The sequence below is a fragment of the Phenylobacterium sp. genome, assembly GCF_013822795.1.
GTDB lineage: Bacteria > Pseudomonadota > Alphaproteobacteria > Caulobacterales > Caulobacteraceae > Phenylobacterium.
The window spans coordinates 123,435-145,637 of the sequence record NZ_PNLB01000011.1; the positions used below are offsets into that span (position 1 = coordinate 123,435).

The 22,203-nt window shown below is 69.2% G+C and carries 17 protein-coding genes and 1 pseudogene; 8 read left to right on the top strand and 10 right to left on the bottom strand.

The features are described 5' to 3' along the window. The first annotated feature begins 6 nt into the window (after nucleotides 1–6). Together C0481_RS11700 and C0481_RS11705 are read left to right on the top strand one after the other, a co-directional pair. Nucleotides 7–1,803, top strand: coding sequence for a glycoside hydrolase family 15 protein (locus C0481_RS11700; RefSeq protein ID WP_293403856.1), 1,797 nt, complete (start codon nucleotides 7–9; stop codon nucleotides 1,801–1,803). Nucleotides 1,804–1,857: 54 nt separating this feature from the next. Continuing rightward, nucleotides 1,858–2,046, top strand: coding sequence for a DUF5961 family protein (locus C0481_RS11705; RefSeq protein WP_293403858.1), 189 nt, complete (start codon nucleotides 1,858–1,860; stop codon nucleotides 2,044–2,046). Here the strand turns inward: C0481_RS11705 and zwf are convergent. Further along, on the bottom strand, nucleotides 2,043–3,512 hold the full coding sequence (zwf, locus tag C0481_RS11710; RefSeq protein ID WP_293403860.1) for a glucose-6-phosphate dehydrogenase: 1,470 nt from the start codon (nucleotides 3,510–3,512) through the stop codon (nucleotides 2,043–2,045). The two genes, C0481_RS11705 and zwf, sit on opposite strands and share 4 nt — an antisense overlap. Nucleotides 3,513–3,689: 177 nt before the next feature. Between zwf and otsB the strand changes: the two genes are divergently transcribed. The 4 genes and pseudogenes from otsB to C0481_RS11730 all read left to right on the top strand — a co-directional run bounded on the left by otsB (nucleotide 3,690) and on the right by C0481_RS11730 (nucleotide 8,966). After that, nucleotides 3,690–4,442 (top strand): trehalose-phosphatase, encoded by a 753-nt coding sequence (gene otsB, locus C0481_RS11715; RefSeq protein WP_293403862.1) that lies wholly within the window; start codon nucleotides 3,690–3,692, stop codon nucleotides 4,440–4,442. After that, nucleotides 4,439–5,800, top strand: a pseudogene (otsA, locus tag C0481_RS11720) (alpha,alpha-trehalose-phosphate synthase (UDP-forming)); the annotation flags it as partial. The gene otsB and the pseudogene otsA, both read left to right, overlap by 4 nt. 49 nt (nucleotides 5,801–5,849) lie before the next feature. Beyond that, nucleotides 5,850–8,444, top strand: coding sequence for a DNA ligase D (gene ligD / locus C0481_RS11725; protein ID WP_293403864.1), 2,595 nt, complete (start codon nucleotides 5,850–5,852; stop codon nucleotides 8,442–8,444). Between the two features lie 111 nt (nucleotides 8,445–8,555). Next, nucleotides 8,556–8,966 (top strand): RcnB family protein, encoded by a 411-nt coding sequence (locus tag C0481_RS11730; RefSeq protein WP_293403866.1) that lies wholly within the window; start codon nucleotides 8,556–8,558, stop codon nucleotides 8,964–8,966. A 6-nt stretch (nucleotides 8,967–8,972) separates the two neighbouring features. Here C0481_RS11730 and C0481_RS11735 read toward each other — a convergent pair whose 3' ends face one another. The 5 genes from C0481_RS11735 to C0481_RS11755 form a co-directional block, all read right to left on the bottom strand. Further along, the gene (locus C0481_RS11735) at nucleotides 8,973–9,830 is read right to left on the bottom strand and encodes a Ku protein (RefSeq protein ID WP_293403868.1); all 858 of its coding nucleotides are present in this window, start codon (nucleotides 9,828–9,830) and stop codon (nucleotides 8,973–8,975) included. Nucleotides 9,831–9,880: 50 nt separating this feature from the next. After that, complete coding sequence (locus C0481_RS11740) at nucleotides 9,881–11,374, bottom strand: carboxylesterase family protein (RefSeq protein WP_293403870.1); 1,494 nt, start codon at nucleotides 11,372–11,374, stop codon at nucleotides 9,881–9,883. A 167-nt stretch (nucleotides 11,375–11,541) separates the two neighbouring features. Beyond that, nucleotides 11,542–14,751 (bottom strand): error-prone DNA polymerase, encoded by a 3,210-nt coding sequence (locus tag C0481_RS11745; RefSeq protein WP_293403872.1) that lies wholly within the window; start codon nucleotides 14,749–14,751, stop codon nucleotides 11,542–11,544. Further along, a complete protein-coding gene (locus C0481_RS11750) occupies nucleotides 14,748–16,274 on the bottom strand; it encodes a DUF6504 family protein (RefSeq protein ID WP_293403874.1) in 1,527 nt (508 codons plus the stop codon). The genes C0481_RS11745 and C0481_RS11750 overlap by 4 nt, the downstream gene beginning before the upstream one ends. Then, nucleotides 16,192–16,980, bottom strand: a complete 789-nt coding sequence (locus tag C0481_RS11755) for a protein imuA (protein WP_293403876.1) — start codon at nucleotides 16,978–16,980, stop codon at nucleotides 16,192–16,194. Before C0481_RS11755 ends, C0481_RS11750 begins: the two co-directional genes overlap by 83 nt. A gap of 130 nt (nucleotides 16,981–17,110) precedes the next feature. On the opposite strand from C0481_RS11755, the gene C0481_RS11760 reads away from it, so the two are divergent. Together C0481_RS11760 and C0481_RS11765 are read left to right on the top strand one after the other, a co-directional pair. Further along, nucleotides 17,111–18,235: a glycosyl hydrolase gene (locus C0481_RS11760; RefSeq protein WP_293403878.1), complete on the top strand. Its 1,125-nt coding sequence runs from the start codon at nucleotides 17,111–17,113 to the stop codon at nucleotides 18,233–18,235. Beyond that, nucleotides 18,235–18,498 (top strand): MoaD/ThiS family protein, encoded by a 264-nt coding sequence (locus C0481_RS11765; RefSeq protein WP_293403880.1) that lies wholly within the window; start codon nucleotides 18,235–18,237, stop codon nucleotides 18,496–18,498. The genes C0481_RS11760 and C0481_RS11765 overlap by 1 nt, the downstream gene beginning before the upstream one ends. Here C0481_RS11765 and C0481_RS11770 read toward each other — a convergent pair. The 4 genes from C0481_RS11770 to C0481_RS11785 form a co-directional block, all read right to left on the bottom strand. Then, entirely contained in the window at nucleotides 18,495–18,848 is a 354-nt protein-coding gene (locus tag C0481_RS11770; protein ID WP_293403882.1) for a hypothetical protein, read from the bottom strand. The genes C0481_RS11765 and C0481_RS11770 overlap by 4 nt on opposite strands. After that, complete coding sequence (locus tag C0481_RS11775; RefSeq protein ID WP_293403884.1) at nucleotides 18,845–19,231, bottom strand: MmcQ/YjbR family DNA-binding protein; 387 nt, start codon at nucleotides 19,229–19,231, stop codon at nucleotides 18,845–18,847. Before C0481_RS11775 ends, C0481_RS11770 begins: the two co-directional genes overlap by 4 nt. 72 nt (nucleotides 19,232–19,303) lie before the next feature. Beyond that, on the bottom strand, nucleotides 19,304–20,878 hold the full coding sequence (gene serA / locus C0481_RS11780) for a phosphoglycerate dehydrogenase (protein WP_293403886.1): 1,575 nt from the start codon (nucleotides 20,876–20,878) through the stop codon (nucleotides 19,304–19,306). A gap of 84 nt (nucleotides 20,879–20,962) precedes the next feature. After that, nucleotides 20,963–22,132, bottom strand: a complete 1,170-nt coding sequence (locus tag C0481_RS11785; protein WP_293403888.1) for a phosphoserine transaminase — start codon at nucleotides 22,130–22,132, stop codon at nucleotides 20,963–20,965. Between the last annotated feature and the right edge of the window lie 71 nt (nucleotides 22,133–22,203).

Genomic DNA, 22,203 nt, shown 5'->3' on the forward strand with positions numbered 1-22,203 from the left:
TGACGAATGACCCAGTCACTCGACCTCTTCCCGATCGGCAACTGCGCGGCCAGCGGCCTCATCGACCGCGCCGGACGACTGGCCTGGGCGTGCGCGCCCCGCGTCGACGGAGATCCCATGTTCTGCGCCCTGCTGGGCGATGACCCCGACGCAAACCCCGATGCGCACGGGTTTTGGGACATCCAGGTTGAGAACCAGACGCACGTCGCCCAGAGTTACCTGCGCAACACCCCGGTGCTATCGACCGAGATCACCGACGCCGACGGGGCGATGATCCAGGTCATCGACTTCTGCCCCCGCTATCGGCAATTCGGCAGGATTTATCGGCCCCTCGCCATTATCCGCCTGGTGCGGCCGATCGTCGGCACCCCGAAAATCCGCATCCGCGCCCGGCCGATGGTCAACTGGGGCGAACGCCCGGCTGAACGCACCACCGGCTCCAACCACATTCGGTTCGTCGGCGGCGAAACCACCCTGCGGCTGACCACCGACGCCCCGATCTCGCATATCACCGCAGAGCGGCTGTTTCGGCTGGAGCAGCCGGTAGCGATGTTCCTGGGCCCCGACGAGGGCTTCGACGCCGACCTCGGCGCCACCTGCGAGCGCATGCTGGGCGAAACCACCGCCTACTGGCGCGGCTGGGTGCGGAACCTAGCCGTGCCGCTGGAATGGCAGGAGGCGGTGATCCGCTCGGCCATCACCCTAAAGCTCTGCGCCCACGAGGAGACCGGAGCCATCGTCGCGGCGCTGACCACCTCGATCCCTGAGCACGCCGAGAGCGGCCGCAACTGGGACTACCGCTACTGCTGGCTGCGCGACGCCTACTATGTGGTCCAGGCCCTGAACCGCCTCGGCGCGGCCGACATGCTGGAGAACTATCTTGGCTATCTGCGCAACCTGATCGACCGCACCCGCGGCGGCCACGTCCAACCGCTCTACGGCGTCGGCATGGAGCCCGCCCTGACCGAGCACTTCGCGCCGCACCTGCCCGGCTATCGCGGCATGGGGCCGGTGCGGATCGGCAATCAGGCGCACGAGCACCTGCAACACGACGTGTACGGACAAATCGTACTGTCGACCGTACAGGCCTTCTTCGACGAACGGCTGCTGCGGCCGGCGACCGTCGAGGACTTCCGCGCCCTCGAACGGGTCGGCGAGCGCGCGTTCGAGATGCACGACAAGCCGGACGCCAGCCTCTGGGAGTTCCGCGGCCGCGAGAGCATCCACACCTATTCGGCGGTGATGTGCTGGGCCGCCTGCGACCGGCTGGGCAACGCCGCCGACAAGCTCGGGCTGACCGATCGCGCCGACTTCTGGAACGCACGCGCCGCCCAGGTTCGGGCCGCCATCGAGACCCGCGCCTGGAACCCCAAGCTCGGCCGCTTCGCCGCGACCTTCGAGGGCGAGGAACTGGACGCCAGCCTGCTGCAACTGGTCGACGTGCGCTTCGTCAGCCCCGACGACCCGCGCATGGCCGCGACCATCGCGGCGGTCGAGAAGGGGCTGCGACGCGGCCCCTACATGCTGCGCTACGCCATTCCCGACGACTTCGGCGAGCCCAAGACGGCGTTCAATTTCTGCACCTTCTGGCTCATCGAGGCGCTGCATCTGTCCGGCCGCTCGGACGAAGCGCGACAACTGTTCGAGGAGATGCTGGAGCGCCGCACCGCCGCCGGTCTGCTGTCGGAAGACATCGCCTTCGACGGCGCCGAGCTCTGGGGCAACTACCCGCAGACCTACTCGCTGGTCGGGCTGATCAACTGCGCCACCATGCTCTCGCGCCCGTGGTCATCTGTCCGATGAATCCTTTTGGCGAATCATGGATTCCCTATGGGGACACGCTGAAAGGGCGGCCCCATGTTCCATGCGACAGAGACCCTGCACCGCTATGAAGCCCGCGCCGCGAGCGGGGCGACCTACGAGATCGTCGGCGCCAGCTTCGAGGATGCGGCGCTCGAGTTCGCCGACCTCGTCCACGAGGGCGAGGTCGAGCTGACCGACTGCGAAACCGGCGTACGCCGCAGCTTCAAGATCGACCTGGATTAGTCGTACCAGGCCCGGCCTGAACGCTCGATCAGGGCGAAGGCGCCGGCCGGTCCCCAGCTGCCCGCGGCGTAGGGCTTGGGCGCCATCGAGGACTCCCGCCAGGCGTCGGCGACGCCGTCGATCCACTCCCAGGCGCGCTCGACCTCGTCACGACGGACGAACAGCGTGCTGTTGTTCTGGATGACGTCGAGAATCAGCCGTTCATAGGCGATGCGGCGGCGCGAGTTGGGGCCAGAATAGGCCTTTGCCAGCGAGAGCGACAGCGGCAGCGACTGCAAGCGCATGCCGCGTTCCGACAGCCCCGGGGCCTTGTTCATCAGCAGCAGCTCGATGTCCTCGTCGGGCTGCAGGTCGATGACCAGGCGGTTGGCGGCCAGGTCGGCCTTGGCCGCGCCTTCGAAGATCGAGTGCGGCACGGGCTTGAACTGGATGGCGATCTGCGTGCGCCGCTCGGGCAGCCGCTTGCCGGTGCGCAGGAAGAACGGCACGCCCGCCCAGCGCCAGTTGTCGATGTCGGCGCGCAGCGCCACGAAGGTCTCGGTGCCGGTCGGCTGGCCGCGCTCGGCCTCGTAGCCGGAAGCGGCCCCGCCGCCGACGACGCCCGGCGTGTACTGGCCGCGGACGCTGACGGTCTGGACGTCGGCGCGGGTGACCGGACGCAGCGAGCGCAGCACCTTGACCTTCTCGTTGCGAACGCTGTCGGGCTCCATGTCCGAGGGCGGCTCCATGGCCACCAGGCAGAGCAGCTGCAGCATGTGGTTTTGCACCATGTCCCGCAGCGCGCCGTACTCGTCGTAATAGGGCCAGCGGTCGCCGACGCCCTCGGTCTCGGCCACGGTGATCTGCACGTGGTCGATGGTCAGGTTGTTCCACAGCGGCTCGAACAGGGTGTTGGCGAAGCGCAGCGCCAGCAGGTTCTGCACCGTCTCCTTGCCCAGGTAGTGGTCGATCCGGAAGATGCTCTCCTCGGGGAAGACCGCGGCGACCGCGCCGTTGATGACCTTCGAGCTCTCCAGATCGCGACCGATCGGTTTTTCCAGCACGATGCGGGTGCCGGGCCCGGCCATGCCGGCGCCGGCCAGGGCCGCGCAGACGCGACCGTAGATGCTGGGCGACAGGGCCAGATAGTAGATCGGGGTCTTGGCGCCGCCGAGCGCCGCCTTGAGCTGCGCCGCGCCGGCCGGCGTGGTGGCGTCGGCGCCGACATACTGCAGGCGCCGTTCAAAGCGCTCCCAGATCTTCGGGTCCAGCCCGCCGCCGCCGACCCGGGCCGAGACGGCCTCCTTGATCTGAGCGACAAAGTCCTCGCGGGCCAACTCGGCGCGCGCGGTGGCGATGATGCCGAAGCCCTCGGGCAGGAAACCGTCCGCATCCAGATTATAGAGCGACGGGAAGAGCATTTTCTGGGCGAGATCGCCTGTACCGCCGAAGAGCACGATCATGTCGGCGAGGGGCTGCTCGGCCATCTGATGTCACCTTTTCGCGAGAAAACGTCTTCGTGTGCGCATAGCGTCGTTCGCACGTGCGACGTCAAGCCCTTCTGACCGCCCTCCTCCCCTCCGGCGGATGATTTGCATCGTGGCGGCGCCGGATCGAACCGCCCCGTCGGACGTTTGTCGTTCGGCTGCGGGGCAAAGGTGCGTATGAGTATCGACGAACTGAGCATCGGCCTGGATCGGCCCCCAACCCGGCTCGCCCTGGAAGGCGCAGCCCTGTTCCTGGACCTTGACGGCACGCTGGCGCCGATCGCCCAGCGGCCCGAAGACGTCGGCCCCGACCGGCGTCGCAACGATCTGCTGAGCCGTCTGGCGAACCGCATGAAGGGCCGGCTGGCCGTGGTCAGCGGCCGTTCGCTGGACGACATCGACCGCATTCTCGAAGGCCGCGTGATCTGCGCGGCGGCGATCCACGGCCTGGTCCGCCGCGACGCCCGCGGCGTGGTTGGCGAAGCGCCGCCCCATCCGGGCCTGGCCTCGGCCCGCGCCACCCTGAAGGACTTCGCCGCCGGCGACCCGCGGCTGCTGATCGAGGACAAGTCCCTCAGCCTTACCCTGCACTATCGGCTGGCGCCCGATCGCGGCCAGGAAGCCGTCGATCTGGCCGAACGGCTGGCGACGATCACCGGCCTGACACTGCAGCCTGGCGACATGGTCGTTGAGCTGCGCACCCCCGGCGCCAGCAAGGGCGACGCCATCCGCGCCTACATGACCGAGGCCCCGTTCACCGGCGCGCAGCCGATCTTCCTGGGCGACGACCTGACCGACGAGCACGGGTTCTTCGCGGTCCGCCAGATGGGCGGCTACGGCGTGCTGATCGGGCCCCAGCGCCGCACCACCGCCATCTACCGCATGGACGGAGTCGAGGAAGCTCTGTCCTGGCTGGAGGGCGCGACGTGAGCCGCCTGATCGTCGTCTCCAACCGCGTCACCCCGCCGGCCGGCAAGGGCGAAGAGACGGTCGGCGGGCTGGCCATGGCCCTGGCCGCGGCGCTGCGCGAGTACTCCGGTCTGTGGTTCGGCTGGAGCGGCAAGACCGCGCCGGAATTCACCGGCCAGCTCAACCTCCAGCGCGTCGAGGGCGTGACCGTCGCCACGGTCGACCTCGAGGAGGCCGACCTCAACGAGTACTACAACGGTTACGCCAACAAGACCCTCTGGCCGCTGTTCCACTACCGCCAGGACCTGACTGCCTACGACCGCTCGTTCGACGAGGGCTATCAGCGGGTCAACCGCCGCTTCGCCGAGACCCTGGCGCCGCTGATCGAGGCCGACGACCTGATCTGGGTGCACGACTACCACCTGATCCCGCTGGCCCGCGAACTGCGGGCGCTGGGGATCAAGAACCGGATCGGCTTCTTCCTGCACATCCCCTGGCCGGCGCATCAGCTGCTGATCACCCTGCCGCGGCACCGCCAGCTGGTCGAGGCGCTGTTCGCCTACGACCTCGTCGGATTCCAGACCCCCGAATACCGCCAGGCTTTCGAGGAGTACGTGCTCAACGAAGCCCGCGGCGTGGTCACCGGCGAAGGCCAACTGCGGGCCTTTGGCCGGACGCTGCGGGCCGGGGCGTTCCCGATCGGAATCGACGCGCAGGACTTCGCCGAGCTGAGCCAGAGCGCCATTGCACGCCGCACCCACGACGTCATGGCCGCCCACACCGCCTTCCGGAAGATGGTCATCGGCGTGGACCGGCTCGACTACTCCAAGGGGGTGGAGGAACGGTTCTTCGGCTTTGAACGGCTGCTGGCCACCCATCCGGAGCTGCGCCGTGAGGTGCTGTTCCTGCAGATCGCGCCGATCAGCCGGGAAGGCGTCGAAGCCTATCGCGAGATTCGCGCGCGGCTGGACGCGCTGTCGGGACGCATCAACGGCGAGTACGCCGATATCGACTGGAACCCGGTCCGTTACGTGAACCGCAACTATCGCCGCGACGAGCTGGCCGGCATCTACCGCGCCGCCAAGGTCGCGCTCGTGACGCCGCTGCGCGACGGCATGAACCTGGTGGCCAAGGAGTTCGTCGCCGCCCAGGATCCGGCCGACCCCGGGGTGCTGATCCTTTCGCGGTTCGCCGGCGCCGCCAACCAGCTGAAGAGCGCGCTGATCGTCAATCCGAACAGCCCCGAGGAGATCGCCGAAGCCCTGCACCGGGCGCTGTCCATGGACCTGATGGAGCGAATCGAGCGTTGGCGCGCTCTCTTCGACAACGTCCAGCGGGAAGACGTCACCGCCTGGCGCGACGCGTTCGTGAACGCGCTCGCCGCCACGCGCGAGGCTGACCGCGCCCGGACGGCCGAGGGACCCTTCTATGGCGAACAAGCTCGCCCGCTATCAGTCCATGAGGGACTTCAGCCAGACGGCGGAGCCGAGCGGCCGGGCGAAGGTGAAGCCGGCGACGCACCTGCGATACGTGATCCAGAAGCACGCGGCGACGCGGCTGCATTACGACTTCCGACTGGAGCTGGACGGGGTCTTCAAATCCTGGGCGGTGACCAAGGGGCCCTCCCTCGACCCCCACGAACGTAGGCTGGCGGTCGAGGTCGAGGACCACCCGCTCGATTACGGCGATTTCGAAGGCGCCATTCCCAAGGGACAATACGGCGGCGGGACCGTGATGCTGTGGGACCGCGGCTTCTGGGCGCCCGAGCCGGGGACCGACGCCCATAGCGGCCTGGAAAAGGGCGACCTGAAGATCGTGCTCGAGGGCGAGCGGCTGCACGGCGGCTTCGTGCTGGTCCGGATGAAGCGTGACCGCAACGGCGGCGAACGCAACAACTGGCTGCTGATCAAGCATCGCGACCAGTTCGCCCGCGAGGGCGACGACGACGCCCTGCTGACCGACAACGACACCTCGGTGGCCTCGGGCCGGGAAATGGCGCAGATCACCGCCGGCAAAGGCAGGGCGCCGAGCCCGTTCATGACCGCCCGCCAGGGCCGCGCCGACGACGTCTGGCAGAGCAAGCCGCGCGGCGCCGCGTCCGCCGCGCCCCCGTCTACGCCCGCAGCCAAGCCGGCGGCGCGCTCGGCGAAGACCAAGACTGCGACGATGCCGGACTTCATCGAACCGCAGCTCTGCCGCTCGCAGGACAAGCCGCCGAACGGCTCAGGCTGGGCCCATGAAGTGAAGTTCGACGGCTATCGCATGCAGCTGCGCGTCGCCAGCGGCGTCGCCCGACTGCGAACCCGCAAGGGCCTGGACTGGACCGAGCGCTTTCAGGCGATCGCCGACACCGCCGCCGACCTCCCGGACTGCATCCTCGACGGCGAAGCGGTCGCTCAGGACGACAAGGGCCAGCCGAGCTTCACGGCGCTGCAGGCGGCGCTCTCCGACGGGCGCAGCGACGAGTTGACCTACTACGCCTTCGACTTGCTGTTCGAGGCCGGCGAGGACCTGCGCGAGCTGCCGCTTGGCGAGCGCAAGGCGCGGCTCAAGGCGTTGCTCGACGGGCGGGGCGACGCCATCCGCTATGTCGAGCACTTCGATGCGTCCGGCGAAGCGGTCTGGCGCTCGGCGCAGCGGCTGGAGCTGGAGGGGATCGTCTCCAAGCGGCTGACTGCGCCCTACCGTTCGGGCCGCAGCGACACCTGGAGCAAGGCCAAACTGCGGCCGGGAGACGAGGTGGTGATCGGCGGTTGGACCGGCGAGAAGGGCCGCCTGCGCTCGCTGCTGGTCGGGCGGTATCAGGACGGCGCGCTGGTCTATGCGGGCCGGGTCGGAACCGGCTTCAGCAGCGCTGTGATCAGCCGCCTGCTGCCCCGGTTGGAAGCTGTGGCCGCGGCCAAGAGCCCGTTCTCCGGTCCCGGCGCCCCACGTAAGGAAGGCGACATCAACTGGGCGCGGCCCGAGCTGGTCGCCGAGATCGAGTTCGCCGGCTACACCGACAGCGGCGCGGTTCGGCAAGGCGCGTTCAAAGGCCTGCGCGAGGACAAGCCGGCCGGCGAGGTCGAGACCGAGACGGCCGCTCCGCCCAAACCCGATCAACCGCCGCCGAGGAAACGCATGGGCGATCCGAGCGTGATGGGCGTGACCATCTCCAGCCCCGACAAGGCGCTCTGGCCGAACTCCGCCGACAGTGACGCGCCGGTCACCAAGCTCGATCTCGCGCAGTATCTGGAAGCGGTCGGCGCGTGGATGATGCCGCACATCGAGGGACGCCCCTGCTCTATCATCCGCATTCCCGACGGCCTGGGCGGCGAGCAGTTCTTTCAGCGCCACGCCGGCAAGGGCGCCTCGCCGCTGCTCTCGCAGGTCGAGGTGTTCGGCGATCACGCCGCCTACCTGCAGGTCGACCGCATCGAGGCGTTGGCCGCCCTCGCCCAGATCGGCGCGGCCGAGTACCACCCGTGGAATTGCCGGCCGCACGCGCCGGAGACCCCAGGCCGGCTGATCTTCGACCTCGACCCCGGCCCCGACGTCGACTTCGACACCGTGGTCGCCGCCGCCCGCGACGTCCGCGACCGGCTGGAGGACCTCGGCCTCATCGCCTTCTGCAAGACCACCGGCGGCAAGGGCCTGCATGTGGTCACCCCGCTCGCTCCGCCGAAGGGCGAGCTGGACTGGCCGACGGCCAAGGCCTTCGCCAAGAAGCTGTGCGAGCAGATGGCGGCCGACGAGCCCGAGCTCTATGTGGCCAACATGGCCAAGAAAGTCCGCCAGGGCCGGATCTTCCTCGACTATCTGCGCAACGACCGGCTTTCGACGGCGGTCGCGCCGCTGTCGCCGCGAGCCCGCGACGGGGCGACGGTGTCGTTCCCGCTGACCTGGAGCCAAGTGCGCGCCGGGCTCGATCCGCGGCGCTACACGATCCGCACCGCGCCGGCGCTGCTGGCCAAGACCAACGCCTGGGCCGACTACGCCGACGGCGAACGGCCGCTCGAGACTGCAATCAAGCGTCTGGGCTGAAACATCGGCCACAGCTTCGCCGTCAAGATGAACCGCAGCCGAACAGTACGGTTCAGGTAAGGCTCAAGCTCGCTCCCCCAGGATGGCTCTCAGTTCGATAGGAGAGAGCTTATGAGAAAGTTTCTGACCGCCGCCGTCGCCCTGTCGGTCCTGGCCAGCGCAGGCGTCGCCTCGGCGCAGCCGTACCGCGGCGATGATCGCCGCGACCACGCCGAGCGCCACTACGACAAGCGCATGGACAAGGCCGAGCGCAAGTACGACCGCGACGTTCGCAAGGCCGAGCGCAAGTATCGCGCCGCCGCCTATCACCAGCCGCACGGCTACCAGTATCGCCATTGGAACCGCGGCGATCGCCTGCCGCCGGCCTATCGCGCCGACCGCTACCGGATCACCAACTACAACTACTACCGCCTGCCCCCGCCGCCGCGCGGCTACTACTACACCCGCGTCGACAACGACGTGGTGCTGACCGCCGCGGCGACCGGCATCATCGCCTCGGTCATCGTGGGGATGTTCCAGTAGGCGAAGTCAGGACGCCCGCTTGCGGGCGGGCGTCTTGCGCGGGGCGCTCTTCTTGGGGGTCCCGCGGGTCTCGGTCTTGCGGCGCGGCCCGGCCTCCCCGAGGCTGCGACGCAGGGCCTCCATCAGGTCGACGACCTCGGCCTCCTTCGGCTCCTCGACCTTCGAGACGACGCCGTGATGGGCTTCCTTGTCGGCGATCAGCTTGCGCAGGGCGTCCTCGTAGCGGTCATTGAACTCGCTGGGGTCGAACGCCCCTTCCAGCTGCTCGATGATCTTCTCAGCGATGGCGACCATCTTCGGATCGGCCTTCACGTCGGGGATGCGATCGAAGAACTCGGCTGGATCCTTCACTTCCTTGTTGTTGCGCAGGCTGTAGGCGACGATCCCCTGGTCGCGCGGCTCCAGCGCCATCAGCCGCTCGCGCTGGTGCATGACCACCCGGGCCAGGGCCAGCTTGCCGGCCCCCTCCATCGCCTCGCGGATCACTCCGAACGCCTCGGCCGCCATGTCGCCGTCGGGGGTCAGGAAGTAGGGATCGTTCCAGTAGAGCCGATCGATCTCAGCCGCATCGACGAAGCGTTCGATGTCGATCGTGCGAGTGGTCTCCAGCCGCACGTTCTTGATCTCGTCGTCGGTGACGACGACGTAGCGGCCCTTCTCGACCTCGTAGCCCTTGACGATGTCAGCCCGGTCGACCGGCCCGGTTTCGGGGTCGGTGGGGATCATGCGGATGCGGTTGTGGGTCTCCTTGTGCAGCATGTTGAAGGAGACGTCGGCGCTGCGCGAGGTCGCCGTGTAGAGCGCCACCGGGCAGCTCACCAGCGACAGGCGCAGATAGCCCTGCCATGTCGGACGCGCGGCCATGTTCGAAGACTCCCCTGCGGCCAGAGTCTCAGAACGCCGAGCTTGGCGATTCAGTTCTCCGGCAAAGCGAGGCTTGGCAGGGCGGCCTCTTCCTGAGCGTCGAGCTGGCGCTTGCGGAACCTCGCCTGCACCCCGCTCGTCGCCCCGAACTCGACCAGCTCGTCACGCTCGCGGTCATAGGCCGGCCAGGTGATGGCGCACGTCGGCGCGCCTGTCTTGGCGAAGGCGACCCAGCAGCCGTGCATCAGGTCGGCCATGGCCCGGTCGTCGGCCGCCACCATGCTCAGCGGCGTGCGCCGGCCCCAGTACTCGAAGACGTACTGAATCTCGGCGGCGTGGGCGGCGGTGGTCACGCCCATCGGCCGGAAGCGCGAGCCGACATAGGAGAAATGGTAGAGCCAGGCCGGCTTGCCGCCGGCCGCCTGACCCGCCAGCCAGCGCGCCGGCCCGACCATGTAACGGTCGCCGAACGCGGCGCGGACCAGGGCCTCGTCGCCCTTCGCCGCGTCGTCGGGATAGGCCGTCTTCACCGACGCCGGGATCGCCGCCGCCATCGCCGCGGCATCCGGCAGGCGGCGGCCCAGCAGCGAATCCTCGCCGGAGTTGGCCCCGATGATCAGCGGTACGTCGGCCTCGCGGCCGGCGGCGAAGGCCTGGGCCGGGGTCTCCTTCAGCAGGCGTCCGTCGACGAACGGACCGTAGTCGACGCCGGCGCCCTCGTCGGCCAAGGTCTGCGCCGGCAGCGCGCGCAGCTGCGCCAGGTCGCGCGCGCCGAACTTGCCGGCCAGGGCCGCACCCTCGTCCTGCTTCTGGGCCAAGGTCTCGGGCGGACTCCAGCCCCCGCCCGACTGCACCGCCGCCTTGTTGAACAGTCCCTTGGCGGCGGGCGCGGCGAGCAGGGCCAGGGTGCTGGCGCCGCCGGCGCTTTCGCCGAAGATCATCACATTGCTCGGATCGCCCCCGAAGGCGGCGATGTTGCGCTTGACCCATTGCAGGGCCGCGACCTGGTCCATCAGGCCGTAGTTGCCGCCCTGCGCCTTGCCGAGCGCGGGATGGGCGAAGTAGCCGAGCGGACCGAGCCGGTAGTTGATCGCCACCAGCACCACCCCGTCGCGGGCGAAGTTCTGGCCGTCATAGATCCAGCCGGCCCCGGTCTTATGACCGCCGCCGTGCAGCCAGACCATAACCGGCGCCTTCTTGGCCTCCAGTGGCGCGAAGACGTTGAGCTGCAGACAGTCCTCGCTGGTGGCTCCGTTGGCGCTGCCCTCGTTGGGCGTGCCGTCGGCGTTCATCTTCTGCGGGCATGAGGGGCCGTTGACGGTCGCGTCGCGCTCGCCGCTCCAGGCCGCCGGCTTCTTGGGCGGCGCCCAGCGCAGATCGCCGACCGGCGGGGCGGCGTAAGGCACGTTGCGGAAGATCCTGGCCCGGTCGGTCTGGGCGCCGACCAGCGTCCCGCTCTCGACCTTGACCTTCGGCCCGTCGGCGGCCTGGGCCGCGCCGGCCAAGGCCAAGCTTCCGAAGACGATCGCACCCCAACGCAGCATGGCGTTCCCCCTTGAGCGGCGCCGGAGAATTCGGCCGGGCCGGCCCGTGGTCAAGGCCTGGAGCCCTTCCCGCTCACGATGGATCATCGTGAGCGGGCAAGAAGGGCTCCAAATTCAAACAAACGACCCTGTTCATCCGGGTTGGCTTAATCCAACCCGGACAGGGTCTAGTGGAAGTCGCGGCTGCGGATCAGGCCTCCGGTCACCCGATTGCGGATCTGCGGCGCCGGCCCATCCTCGTTCTTCAGTTCGGCCAGGCGGTGCGACAGGTCGGTGAACCGGCGGGCGACCACGTGGATGACGTTGCTCTCGCTCTGGATCTGGCCGTGCACCACCATGAACGAGGCGGTCATCACCAGCCGCCGGTTGGCCGCGAAAGCGTCCTGCCAGACCACGATGTTGGCGACGCCGGTCTCGTCCTCCAGGGTCAGGAAGGTCACTCCCTTGGCGGTGCCCGGCCGCTGGCGCACCAGCACCAGCCCGCCAACCGAGACCAGCTTGCGATCGCGCAGGTTCTTCAGATCGGCGGCCCGGACGGCGCCCAGGTTGTCCAGGCTGCTCCGGAAGAAGCTGATCGGGTGGGCGCGGAGCGACAGGCTGGTGGTGCGGTAGTCCTCCTCGACCTCGTGTGATGGGCTCATCAAAGGCAGCTCGACCTGGTGCTCCTTGACCCCCATGGCGGCCAGCAGCGGGGCGGTCTTCAGGCTGCTGGCTTCGTCGGCCAGCCCCTTCACCGCCCACAGCGCCTGGCGGCGGGACAGGCCCAGCGAAGCGAACGCATCGGCCTCGGCCAATAGCTCCAGCGAACGGCGCGACAGCCCGGCGCGGATGGCGAAGTCCTCGACGCTGCGCACGCCCTCCGTCCGCGCGGCGACCAGCCGCTTGGCCTCCTCCTGGCTGAGCCCCTTGACCTGGCGCAGGCCCAGCCGCACCGCGCGCAGACGGCCCTCCCGGGTCGCCGGCTCCAGGGTGCAGTCCCAGTCGCTGGCCAGCACGTCGGGGCCGCGCACCTCGACGTCATGCTCGCGCGCGTCACGGACCAGCTGGGCCGGCTGGTAGAAGCCCATCGGCTGGCTGTTCAGGAGCGAGGCCAGGAAGGCGTCGGGCCAGCGCCATTTCACCCAGGCCGAGGCGTAGACCAGCAGGGCGAAGCTGATCGCATGGCTCTCCGGGAAGCCGTAGGAGCCGAAGCCCTCGATCTGCTTGAAACAACGCTCGACGAAGGCCGGATCGTAGCCGCGGCTCTTCATGCCCTCCAAAAACTTGGTCTCGTACTCGCCGACGCTGCCGAGGTGACGGAAGGTGGCCATCGAGCGGCGCAGGCCGTCGGCGTCGTCGTCGGAGAACTTCGCCGCCTCGATGGCGATACGCATCGCCTGCTCCTGGAACAGCGGCACGCCCAGGGTCTTGCCGAGAATGGCCTGCAGCTCGTCCTGCGGATGCTCTGGGCCCGGGCGCGGATAGTCGACCGGCTCGATGCCGTCGCGGCGCTTGAGGTAGGGATGGACCATGTCGCCCTGGATCGGGCCGGGGCGGACGATCGCCACCTCGATGACCAGGTCGTAGAACTTCCTCGGCTTCAGCCGCGGCAGCATCGACATCTGCGCCCGGCTCTCGACCTGGAAGACGCCGACCGAATCCGCCCGGCTCAGCATCTCGTAAACCTCAGGGACCTCCTGCGGGATATGGGCGATGTCGGTGATCGGTCGGCCGACGTCCTCGGCCGGGATCATGTCGAAGCTCTTCTTCAGGGCGGTCAGCATGCCCAACGCCAACACATCGACCTTCATCAGGCCCAGCGCGTCGATGTCGTCCTTGTCCCACTCGATGAAGGTGCGGTCCTTCATCGCCGCGTTGCCGATCGGCACGGTCTCGTCCAGCCGCCGCTGGGTCAGCACATAGCCGCCCACGTGCTGCGACAGGTGGCGCGGGAACTTCAGCAGCTCGGTCGCCAGCCGCACCGCGCGGCGGATCTCGCGATTGGCCGGGTCGAGCCCGGCCTGGACGATGTAGCTGTCGGGCACCTCCTCGCCCCAGCTGCCCCAGATCGTGCCGGCCAGGGCGGCGGTGACGTCCTCGGTCAGGCCCAACGCCTTGCCGACCTGGCGGATCGCCATGCGCGGCCGGTAGTGGATCACGGTGGCGACGATGGCGGCGCGGTCGCGGCCATAGCGGCGATAGACATATTGCATCACCTCCTCGCGGCGGGCGTGCTCGAAGTCGACGTCGATGTCCGGCGGCTCGCCGCGCTTTTCCGAGATGAACCGCGAAAACAGCAGGTCCTGGTCGTCCTTGGTCGGGTCGACCGCCGTCACCCCCAGGCAGAAGCAGACGCAGGAATTGGCCGCCGACCCGCGCCCCTGGCAGAGGATGTCCTGCTCGCGCGCCCAGCGAACGATGTCGTGCACGGTCAGGAAGTAGTTGGCGAAGCCGAGCTTCTCGATGAGCTCGAGCTCGTGCTCGAGGGTGCGGCGCTCCTTGTCGCCCATGCCCTTGTCGAACCGCCACTGCGCGCCCTCCCAGGTCAGGTCGCGCAGATGCTGGATCGCGGTCTTGCCCGGCGGCACCGGTTCGTCCGGATATTCGTAGCTGAGCTGCGAAAGGTCGAATTCGATCCGCTCGACGATCTCCAGGCTGCGTTCGACCGCGCCCGGATAGCGCGCGAACAGCCGGGCCATCTCGACCGGCGACTTCAGATGCCGCTCGGCGTTGGCGGCCAGCCGCAGCCCGGCCTCGTGGATGGTGCAGGTCTCGCGGATGCAGGTCAGCACGTCCTGCAACGGCCGCCGTTCTGGCGCGTGGTAGAGGACGTCGTTGGTGGCGACCATCGGCGCGCCCGCGCGCTCGGCCAGCGCCGCCAGCCGCGAGATCCGCAGCAGGTCACGCGGACCATAGTCGCGCGACGCCGCCAACCAGACGTCGCCGCGCAGGTCGCCGCCGATCTGGACGACCCGGCGCTCGAACGCCTCGTCCAGACGAGCCGGCGGCACGATCAGGACCAGTTGGCCCTGCGCGTGGCTCGCGAAGTCGTCCCAGTGCAGCTCGCAGCCGCCCTTCTCCGCGCGCAGCTGGCCGAGCGTCAGCAGCCGGGTCAGCCGGCCATAGGCCTCGCGGTCGGAGGGGTAGCAGAGCAGCGACGGCGTGCCGTCGGCGAACTCCAGCCGACAGCCGGTCAGGGCCTTCACCGCAAAGGGCGTGTCCGCCATCGAACGCATCTGCGTCCAGGCCCGCACCACCCCGGCCAGAGAATTACGGTCGGTGATCCCGATCGCCTGCATTCCCATCATCCCGGCGGCCGAGACCAACTCCCACGGGTGCGAGGCGCCGCGCAGGAATGAGAAATTGGTGGCGGCCTGCAGTTCGGCGTAGCGGGTCATCCGAACACCCCGTGCAGCCACCAGCGGGCCGGGACGCCGTCTTCGTAGAGGCCTTCGCGATAGACCCAGAACCGTGCGCCGTCCTGGTCCTCGACCCGGTAGTAATCGCGGACGTGGCGGGGGCTGACGTCGTCGATATCGCCGCGCCACCATTCCTCGCCGATGCGTTCGGGACCTTCGGCGCGGGCCACGCGGTGCAGGCGCTTGCGCCACTGAAACTGCCGCGGCGGGTCGTCGGGGGTCAGGGCCATGACCAGGTCCAGCGGCTCCGGTTGGCGGAACAGCCGCAGCGGCCGCGGCGCCTCCGGGCTCCAGGCGTACGGCGGGACCGCAGTCAGCGGCGCGGCCGGACGCGCCGACAGCTCGGGCACGTGGCTCTGCACCGGCGCAGTCTTCCAGACCCGTTCGCCGCCCAGGCGGTTGCTCAGCCGGTCAACCAGCGGCCCCAGCCCCTCCTCGATCGCCGGTTCGGCGCGGGCGTCCAGACGAACCTGACGGCCGCTGACAACCTCCACCGCTTCGGCCTCGAGGGTGACCACGTCGATCCCGAAGCCGGGGTCGATGGTCTCCAGCTTGGGCGCCAGCAGCTTGGCGATCCGGGCAGGGTCGCGGGCGGCGAGCGCCATCCCGATCTCCAGCGGCAGGGCGCGCCCGTCGACACGATGGAAGACGAGGCGCAGGCGGCGCGCGCCCCGCCCCTCCTGCTCCAGGCGTGCGCACAGCTTGGCGGCGACGTCGCGGGTCACCCGCTGCAGGTCCTCCAGGGCGCTGATCGGTTCGAAGAAGGCCAGCCGCGCGAACCAGGGATGCGGCGGGCGGCGAAAGCTCAGCGCCTCATCCGCACGGCCCATGGCCTGGTCGATCCGCACCAGGGTCTGCTGACCGAACCGCCGCGCCAATGGCGCGCGCGGCAGGCCCAGGATCTGCAGCAGCAACCGCAGGCCCAGCCGCTCCATCTGGGCCGCCGCCGCCGGCTCCAGCCGCAGGGCGGCCGGCGGCAGATAGGCCAGCAGATCGGCCTGGCCGTTCGGCGGGGCGATGATCTCCGCTCCCTTGCCGTAATGGGCCAGCGCCCAGGCCGCGCCGGGCGTATCGGCGACCGCGCCGCGTACGAAGATCCCGCTGCCGGCCAGCCGCGCACGATAGTCGGCAAGCAGCTGCGCCTCGCCGCCCCACAGGTGGGCGACGCCGCTGATGTCGAGGAAAATACCGTCCGGCGCATCTTCGGCCACGGCCGGCGAATAGCGCACCGACCAGTCGGCCAGGGCGGTCAGGGCCGTGGCGTCGGCCTCCGGCTCGCTCTCGGCGCTGACCAGATCGGGGACCAGCGCCATTGCGTCGGTCGCCTTCTGCCCCGCGAACAGGCCGAGCGCTCGGGCGGCCTTATCCACCGCCGCCAGACGGCGCGCGCCCTTGACGGTCTCAACCAGGGCGAAGGGTTCAGGCGGAGAGTCTGACGGGTTCCGCCGGCGCCAGTTGGCGATCGCCCAGTTCGGCGACCAGGCGCAGAGGATGCGGGCCATGCTCGGCCTCCCAGGTATATGCGGCCTCAGCCTCCAGCAGCCACGCGCCGGTCCGCCCGCCCCGGCAGCGCTCCAGCTCGACCCGCCAACGCGGCGGCCCCAGGCCGAATTCCCCCGACCCAGGTTCGCTGGGCGCAGGCGCGATCTTCCAGCGGGTGGCGGCGGCCGAGCCCGCCGTTTCCTTGCGCGCCTGCCCGCCATAGGGCCGGCGACGGATCATGAAGCCGGTGGCCCCATGCTTTTCACAGGCCAGCTGCAGACGCCGCCCGGCGGTCAGGTCCACCCCCTCCACCTCGGCGAAGACGGCGGCCACGCCGAGGGTCGACAGCGCGTCCTCGGCCACCGCCAGGGCCTCGTCCTCATCGCGGGCGCAGACCTGGATCAGCCGCTCGGCCGGAAAGCCGAGCCCGACCAGGCCCGGGGCGAAGAGATCATCCCGCCGCAGGATCCAGACCGCCTGTCCGCGACGGGCCAGCGGCGCGGCGGCCAGGGCGGCGAAGGCGGCCGGGCAGGCGCCGAGCTCGGTCTCCATCCCGGCGCCGAGCAGCTCGTGCCACTGGCCCAGCGGCAGGCCGCCGCCCGGCAGGCAGGCGTCGATCGCGGCGGCCCCGAACGGCAGGGATTCGGAGTCCGCCCGCCCGCCCGCCTCGAGGGCGGCGATCTTCGCCTTGAGAGCCGCCAGGCGGCTGTCGCGAAAACCGGACATGGCTTTTTCGTTCTCCAAGGTTCTTCTTTTGTTCTAGTTTCGACAGCCGGAGAGTCAAGCACCTCCCGGTGGCGCCGCCAGCCGCAGGCTAGTGCTATGCTCGGCGCAAAGAGACGAACGGGAGGTCCAGATGTCCGCCGCAGTTCAGCTTCTCGTCGGCACCCGCAAGGGCGCCTGGATCTATCGCAGCGACGCCGCGCGCCAGACATGGTCGGTGCAGGGTCCGATCTTCCTGGGCCACATCGTCAATCACCTGGTGCTCGATCCGCGCGATGGAAAGACCTTGCTGATGGCCGCCTCGACCGGCCATCTCGGCCCCACCATCTTCCGCTCCACTGACGAGGGCCAGACCTGGACGGAGGCGCAGCGGCCGCCCGCCTTTCCGAAGGTGGAGGGCGAAGGCCCAGCGCGATCGGTCGACCACGCCTTCTGGCTGGAGCCCGGCCATGCCGACGAGCCGGGCGTCTGGTGGGCCGGGACCTCGCCGCCAGGCCTGTTCCGCAGCACCGACGGCGGGGCGACCTGGGACAGCGTCGCCGGGTTCAACGACCATCCGAAGTACTGGGATTGGTGCCCGGCCGACGGCGGCACGCCCGACGGCGCCCTGCTCAACCAGATCCAGATCGACCCGCGCGATGCGCGCCACATGTACATCGCCACCTCGACCGGCGGCGTGTTCGAAAGCCTGGACCAGGGCGCAAGCTGGAAGCCGCTGAACCAGGGGGTCGAGGCCAACTTCTTCCCCGACCCCTATCCGGAATACGGCCAGGACGCGCACTACATCGCCCTGGCCCCGACCATGCCCGACCGCATCTGGCAGCAGAACCACTGCGGCATCTACCGCCTCGACCGCCCGGCCGAGCGCTGGGACCGGATCGGCCAGGCCATGCCCCAGGAGATCGGGGACATCGGCTTCACCATCGTCCCGCACCCGCGCGACGCCGACAGCGCCTGGGTGTTTCCGATGGACGGCACCGAAGTCTGGCCGCGCACCAGTCCGGGGGGCCGGCCGGCGGTCTACCGCACCCGAGACGCAGGCAAGAGCTGGCGGCGCCACGACGCCGGCTTTCCGGCCGAGCAGGGCTGGTTCACGGTCAAGCGCCAGGCCTTCTGCGCCGACGCCAATGACCCGGTCGGGCTCTACCTGGGCGCCACCAACGGCGAGGTCTGGATGAGCGACGACGAGGGCGGCGCCTGGCGGCCGATCGCTCGGCACCTGCCGGAGATCTATTCCGTGGTCGCGGCGCCGCTCTGATGGTTCAGGTGTTCATCCCCTCGCAGCTGACCTCCTACACCGACGGCGCCAGCCGGCTGGCGGCGGAGGGCCGCAGCATCGCGCAGGTGCTCGACGACCTGGACCGGCGCTTTCCGGGCTTGAAGTTCCGGGTGATCGACGAGCAAGACCGCATCCGCCGCCACATGCGCATCTTCCGCAATGGCGACCGCGCCAAGGGGATCGACCAGGCCGTGAGCGAGACCGACGAGGTGTTGATCTTCGGGGCGCTGTCGGGCGGCTAGAGGATCTCGTCCGGCTCCGGGGTCTGGCGGAAGCGAACCGCGGCGATCTCCTCGCGGCCTTCCATCCAGGCCTTGGCCAGACGGTGGCCGCCGTCCATCAGCCGGCCCTCGGCGCAGATGATCACCGGATAGGCGAGATCGGCGTCGAAGATCCGCCGTGCGTGCTCAGCGACGTTTCTGACGCTGGGGACGTGGCGATCCTGGAACCAGCAGTCGAGGTCGAACTCACCGATCTCAGACAGCTTCACCTGCTCGACCGGCAGGTCCGCGCTCAGCGCCCACAGCCGGTCGGTCCACCAGAGGCCGCGACGGCCGTCGGCCAGGGGGCGGGTGTGTTTCTCGCGGCTCACGGCGCCTCCTCGATCAGCTTGCTGAGTTTCTTGGGGGCGATGGCGACATAGCTCTGCCGCAGCCAGGCCTTGAGCGTCTCGAGCTCGGCCAGAATGTCGTCTTCAGGGCCGAAGTCGGCGGTCACCCAGTCATGCTGCTTGTACCAGCCCTTGGCCTCGCGGACGAAAGGCAGGCCAGCGGCCATCTCCGCGGAGATCGGCAGCTTGACGATGAGGGTAAGGGCGTCGAGCGGCTGGGCCTTGTCGCCGAAGACCGCGAACATCTTCCTGTTCACGTAGAGCGCGCGGGTGAAGGCCCATCCGGGGCCCGAGGTCGTACCCGGAAAGCTCAGTCCGTAGGCCGTGAGCAGAGCCTCTGCGCGCTGATGCGGCGTGTCGGACATACGGCCTCCCTCGCGGAGGCCGATGGTGCGCGAGGCCGCGCCGCCCGGCAAGGCGGCGCGGCCCGCGATAGATCAGAAGCGCAGGGTGCGCGCTTCCTTGACGTGCGGCAGGGCGCGGATCTTCTCGACCAGCGCGTCGCCCGGGTCCTGATCGACGCCGACCAGGGCGATGGCGTCTTCGCCGGCCGAGACGCGGCCGAGGTTGAAGGTCGCGATGTTGACCTGGGCCTCGGCCAGCAGCGCGCCGAGCGCGCCGATGAAGCCCGGCTTATCGAGGTTGTTCACATAGAGCATGGTCGGGGCGAACGGGGCGTCCAGGTCCATGCCCTTGACCTCGACGACGCGCGGGGCGCCGGCGATGACGGTGCCGGCGAACGAGCGCTTGCCGAGCGCCGTGGTGACGGTGATCCGCACCAGGCTGTCGAAGATCGGCGAGTCGTCCTGCTTGCTCTCCGAGACGGTGATGCCGCGATCCTTGGCCACGGCCGGGGCCGAGACCATGTTCACCTCGGCCAGCATCGGGCGCATGGCGCCGGCCAGCGCCGCGGCGGTCAGCGGACGGGTGTTGAGGTTGGCGACTTCGCCTTCGTAGGCGATGTCGACGGCCTTGACCTCGACGTCGACCATCTGGCCGGCAAAGGCGCCCAGGCGCTCGGCCAGGGCCACGAACGGCTTCAGCTTCGGGGCTTCGTCGGCGGTGACCGACGGGCTGTTCAGGGCGTTGGAGACCGCGCCGGTGAGCAGGTAGTCGCTCATCTGCTCGGCCACCTGCAGGGCGACGTTCTCCTGGGCTTCCATGGTCGAAGCGCCCAGGTGCGGGGTGGCGATGAAGTTCTCGGCGCCGAACAGCACGTTGTCCTTGGCCGGCTCTTCGACGAACACGTCGAAGGCTGCGCCGCCGATGTGGCCGTCGTCCAGGCCCTTGCGCAGAGCCGCTTCGTCGACCAGGCCGCCGCGGGCGCAGTTGACGATCAGCACGCCCTTCTTGGTCTTGGCCAGGTTCTCGGCCGACAGGATGTTGCGGGTCTTGTCGGTCAGCGGCGTGTGCAGGGTGATGACGTCGGCGCGGGCCAGCAGCTCTTCCAGCTCGACCTTCTCGACGCCGATCTCGACGGCGCGTTCAGCCGACAGGAAGGGGTCGTAAGCGACGACCTTCATCTTCAGGCCGTTGGCGCGGTCGGCGACGATGCCGCCGATGTTGCCGGCGCCGATGAGGCCCAGGGTCTTGGCGTAGAGCTCCACGCCCATGAAGCGGTTCTTTTCCCACTTGCCGGCCTGGGTCGAGACGTCGGCGGCCGGCAGCTGGCGGGCCAGGGCGAACATCATGGCGATGGCGTGCTCGGCGGTGGTGATCGAGTTGCCGAACGGGGTGTTCATCACCACGATCCCCTTGGAGGTCGCGGCGGGGATGTCGACATTGTCCACGCCGATGCCGGCGCGGCCGATGACCTTGAGGTTGCCGGCGGCGGCGATGACGTCCTTGTCGGCCTTGGTGGCCGAGCGGACGGCCAGACCGTCATAGTCGTTGATGATCTTGAGCAGCTCTTCTTTCGACAGGCCGGTCTTCACGTCGGCGTCGACGCCGCGCTGCTTGAAGATGTCGATGGCGGCCGGGCTCAGCTTGTCGGCGATGAGAACGCGGGGCATGGGAGTTTCCTTGCGGATATGGGGTAGGCGTCCTCGGCTTCACACGGTTTGCGGGCGTGAAGTCGCGAGGACGCGAGAAGGGCCTTAGGCGGCTTGCAGTTGCTCGAGGGTCGAGGCGAACGCCCAGTCGAGCCACGGGGTCAGGGCCTCGATGTCCGAGGTCTCGACCGTGGCGCCGCACCAGATGCGCAGGCCGGCCGGGGCGTCGCGGTAGCCGCCGATGTCGAGGGCGGCGCCCTCCTTTTCGAGCACCGAGGCCAGCTTCTTGGCGAAGTCGGCCTGGGCGTCGTCAGCCAGGGCGGTGACGCGGGCGTCAACCACCTTCAGGCAGACCGAGGTGTTCGAGCGGGTCGCCGGGTCGGCGGCCAGGAAGTCCACCCAGTCGGTCTTTTCGACCCAGGCGGCCAGGGCCGCCAGGTTGGCGTCGGCGCGGCGCTGCATCTCGGCCAGGCCGCCGATCTGGGCGCCCCACTTCAGCGCGTCGATGGCGTCTTCCACGCAGAGCATGGACGGCGTGTTGATCGTCGCGCCTTCGAAGATGTCCTTGGCCAGCTTGCCAGCCTTGGTCATGCGGAACAGCTTCGGCATCGGCCAGGCCGGGGTGTAGCTTTCCAGACGGGCCACGGCGCGCGGCGACAGGATCAGGATCCCGTGCGCGCCCTCGCCGCCCAGCGCCTTCTGCCAGGAGAAGGTCACGACATCGAGCTTGGCCCAGTCGAGATCCTGGGCGAAGGCGGCGCTGGTGGCGTCGCAGATGGTGATGCCTTCACGGTCGGCGGCGATGAAGTCTGCGTTCGGGACGCGGACGCCCGAGGTGGTGCCGTTCCAGGTGAAGACCAGGTCGGCGTCCTTGCGCACCTTGGTCAGGTCCGGCAGCTCGCCGTACGGCGCGTCCAGTACCTCGGCCGGCAGCTTCAGCTGCTTGGTCACGTCGGTGACCCAGTCCTTGCCGAAGCTTTCGAAGGCCAGCAGTTGGACCGGCTTGGGGCCCAGCATCGACCACATCGCCATTTCCACGGCGCCGGTGTCCGATCCAGGCACGATGCCGATCAGGAAGTCGTCCGGAACCTCGAGCACCTGGCGGGTGCGTTCGATCGCGTCTTGCAGGCGCGTCTTGCCCAGCTTCGAGCGGTGCGAGCGGCCGAGCACGGCGTTCTGGAGATTTTCGGGGGTCCAACCGGGGCGCTTGGCGCACGGGCCGGAAGAAAACTCGGGGCGAGCCGGACGCATGGCCGGCTTGGCGAGGGTCGTCATATCGATGTCTCCCATCCTTACAGATGAGCAGCACCCCGTTGGGGGGGTGTGGCCCGCGGCGGAGAAACTCC

Coding starts and splice junctions, on each gene's coding strand:
- C0481_RS11755 (WP_293403876.1), bottom strand. CDS start 16,980: ATGTCCGGTTTTCGCGACAGCCGCCTGGCGGCTCTCAAGGCGAAGATC.
- otsB (WP_293403862.1), top strand. CDS start 3,690: ATGAGTATCGACGAACTGAGCATCGGCCTGGATCGGCCCCCAACCCGG.
- ligD (WP_293403864.1), top strand. CDS start 5,850: ATGGCGAACAAGCTCGCCCGCTATCAGTCCATGAGGGACTTCAGCCAG.
- C0481_RS11785 (WP_293403888.1), bottom strand. CDS start 22,132: ATGACGACCCTCGCCAAGCCGGCCATGCGTCCGGCTCGCCCCGAGTTT.
- C0481_RS11735 (WP_293403868.1), bottom strand. CDS start 9,830: ATGGCCGCGCGTCCGACATGGCAGGGCTATCTGCGCCTGTCGCTGGTG.
- C0481_RS11775 (WP_293403884.1), bottom strand. CDS start 19,231: ATGTCCGACACGCCGCATCAGCGCGCAGAGGCTCTGCTCACGGCCTAC.
- C0481_RS11765 (WP_293403880.1), top strand. CDS start 18,235: ATGGTTCAGGTGTTCATCCCCTCGCAGCTGACCTCCTACACCGACGGC.
- C0481_RS11745 (WP_293403872.1), bottom strand. CDS start 14,751: ATGACCCGCTACGCCGAACTGCAGGCCGCCACCAATTTCTCATTCCTG.
- C0481_RS11740 (WP_293403870.1), bottom strand. CDS start 11,374: ATGCTGCGTTGGGGTGCGATCGTCTTCGGAAGCTTGGCCTTGGCCGGC.
- C0481_RS11760 (WP_293403878.1), top strand. CDS start 17,111: ATGTCCGCCGCAGTTCAGCTTCTCGTCGGCACCCGCAAGGGCGCCTGG.
- serA (WP_293403886.1), bottom strand. CDS start 20,878: ATGCCCCGCGTTCTCATCGCCGACAAGCTGAGCCCGGCCGCCATCGAC.
- C0481_RS11750 (WP_293403874.1), bottom strand. CDS start 16,274: ATGGCCCGCATCCTCTGCGCCTGGTCGCCGAACTGGGCGATCGCCAAC.
- C0481_RS11705 (WP_293403858.1), top strand. CDS start 1,858: ATGTTCCATGCGACAGAGACCCTGCACCGCTATGAAGCCCGCGCCGCG.
- C0481_RS11730 (WP_293403866.1), top strand. CDS start 8,556: ATGAGAAAGTTTCTGACCGCCGCCGTCGCCCTGTCGGTCCTGGCCAGC.
- zwf (WP_293403860.1), bottom strand. CDS start 3,512: ATGGCCGAGCAGCCCCTCGCCGACATGATCGTGCTCTTCGGCGGTACA.
- C0481_RS11700 (WP_293403856.1), top strand. CDS start 7: ATGACCCAGTCACTCGACCTCTTCCCGATCGGCAACTGCGCGGCCAGC.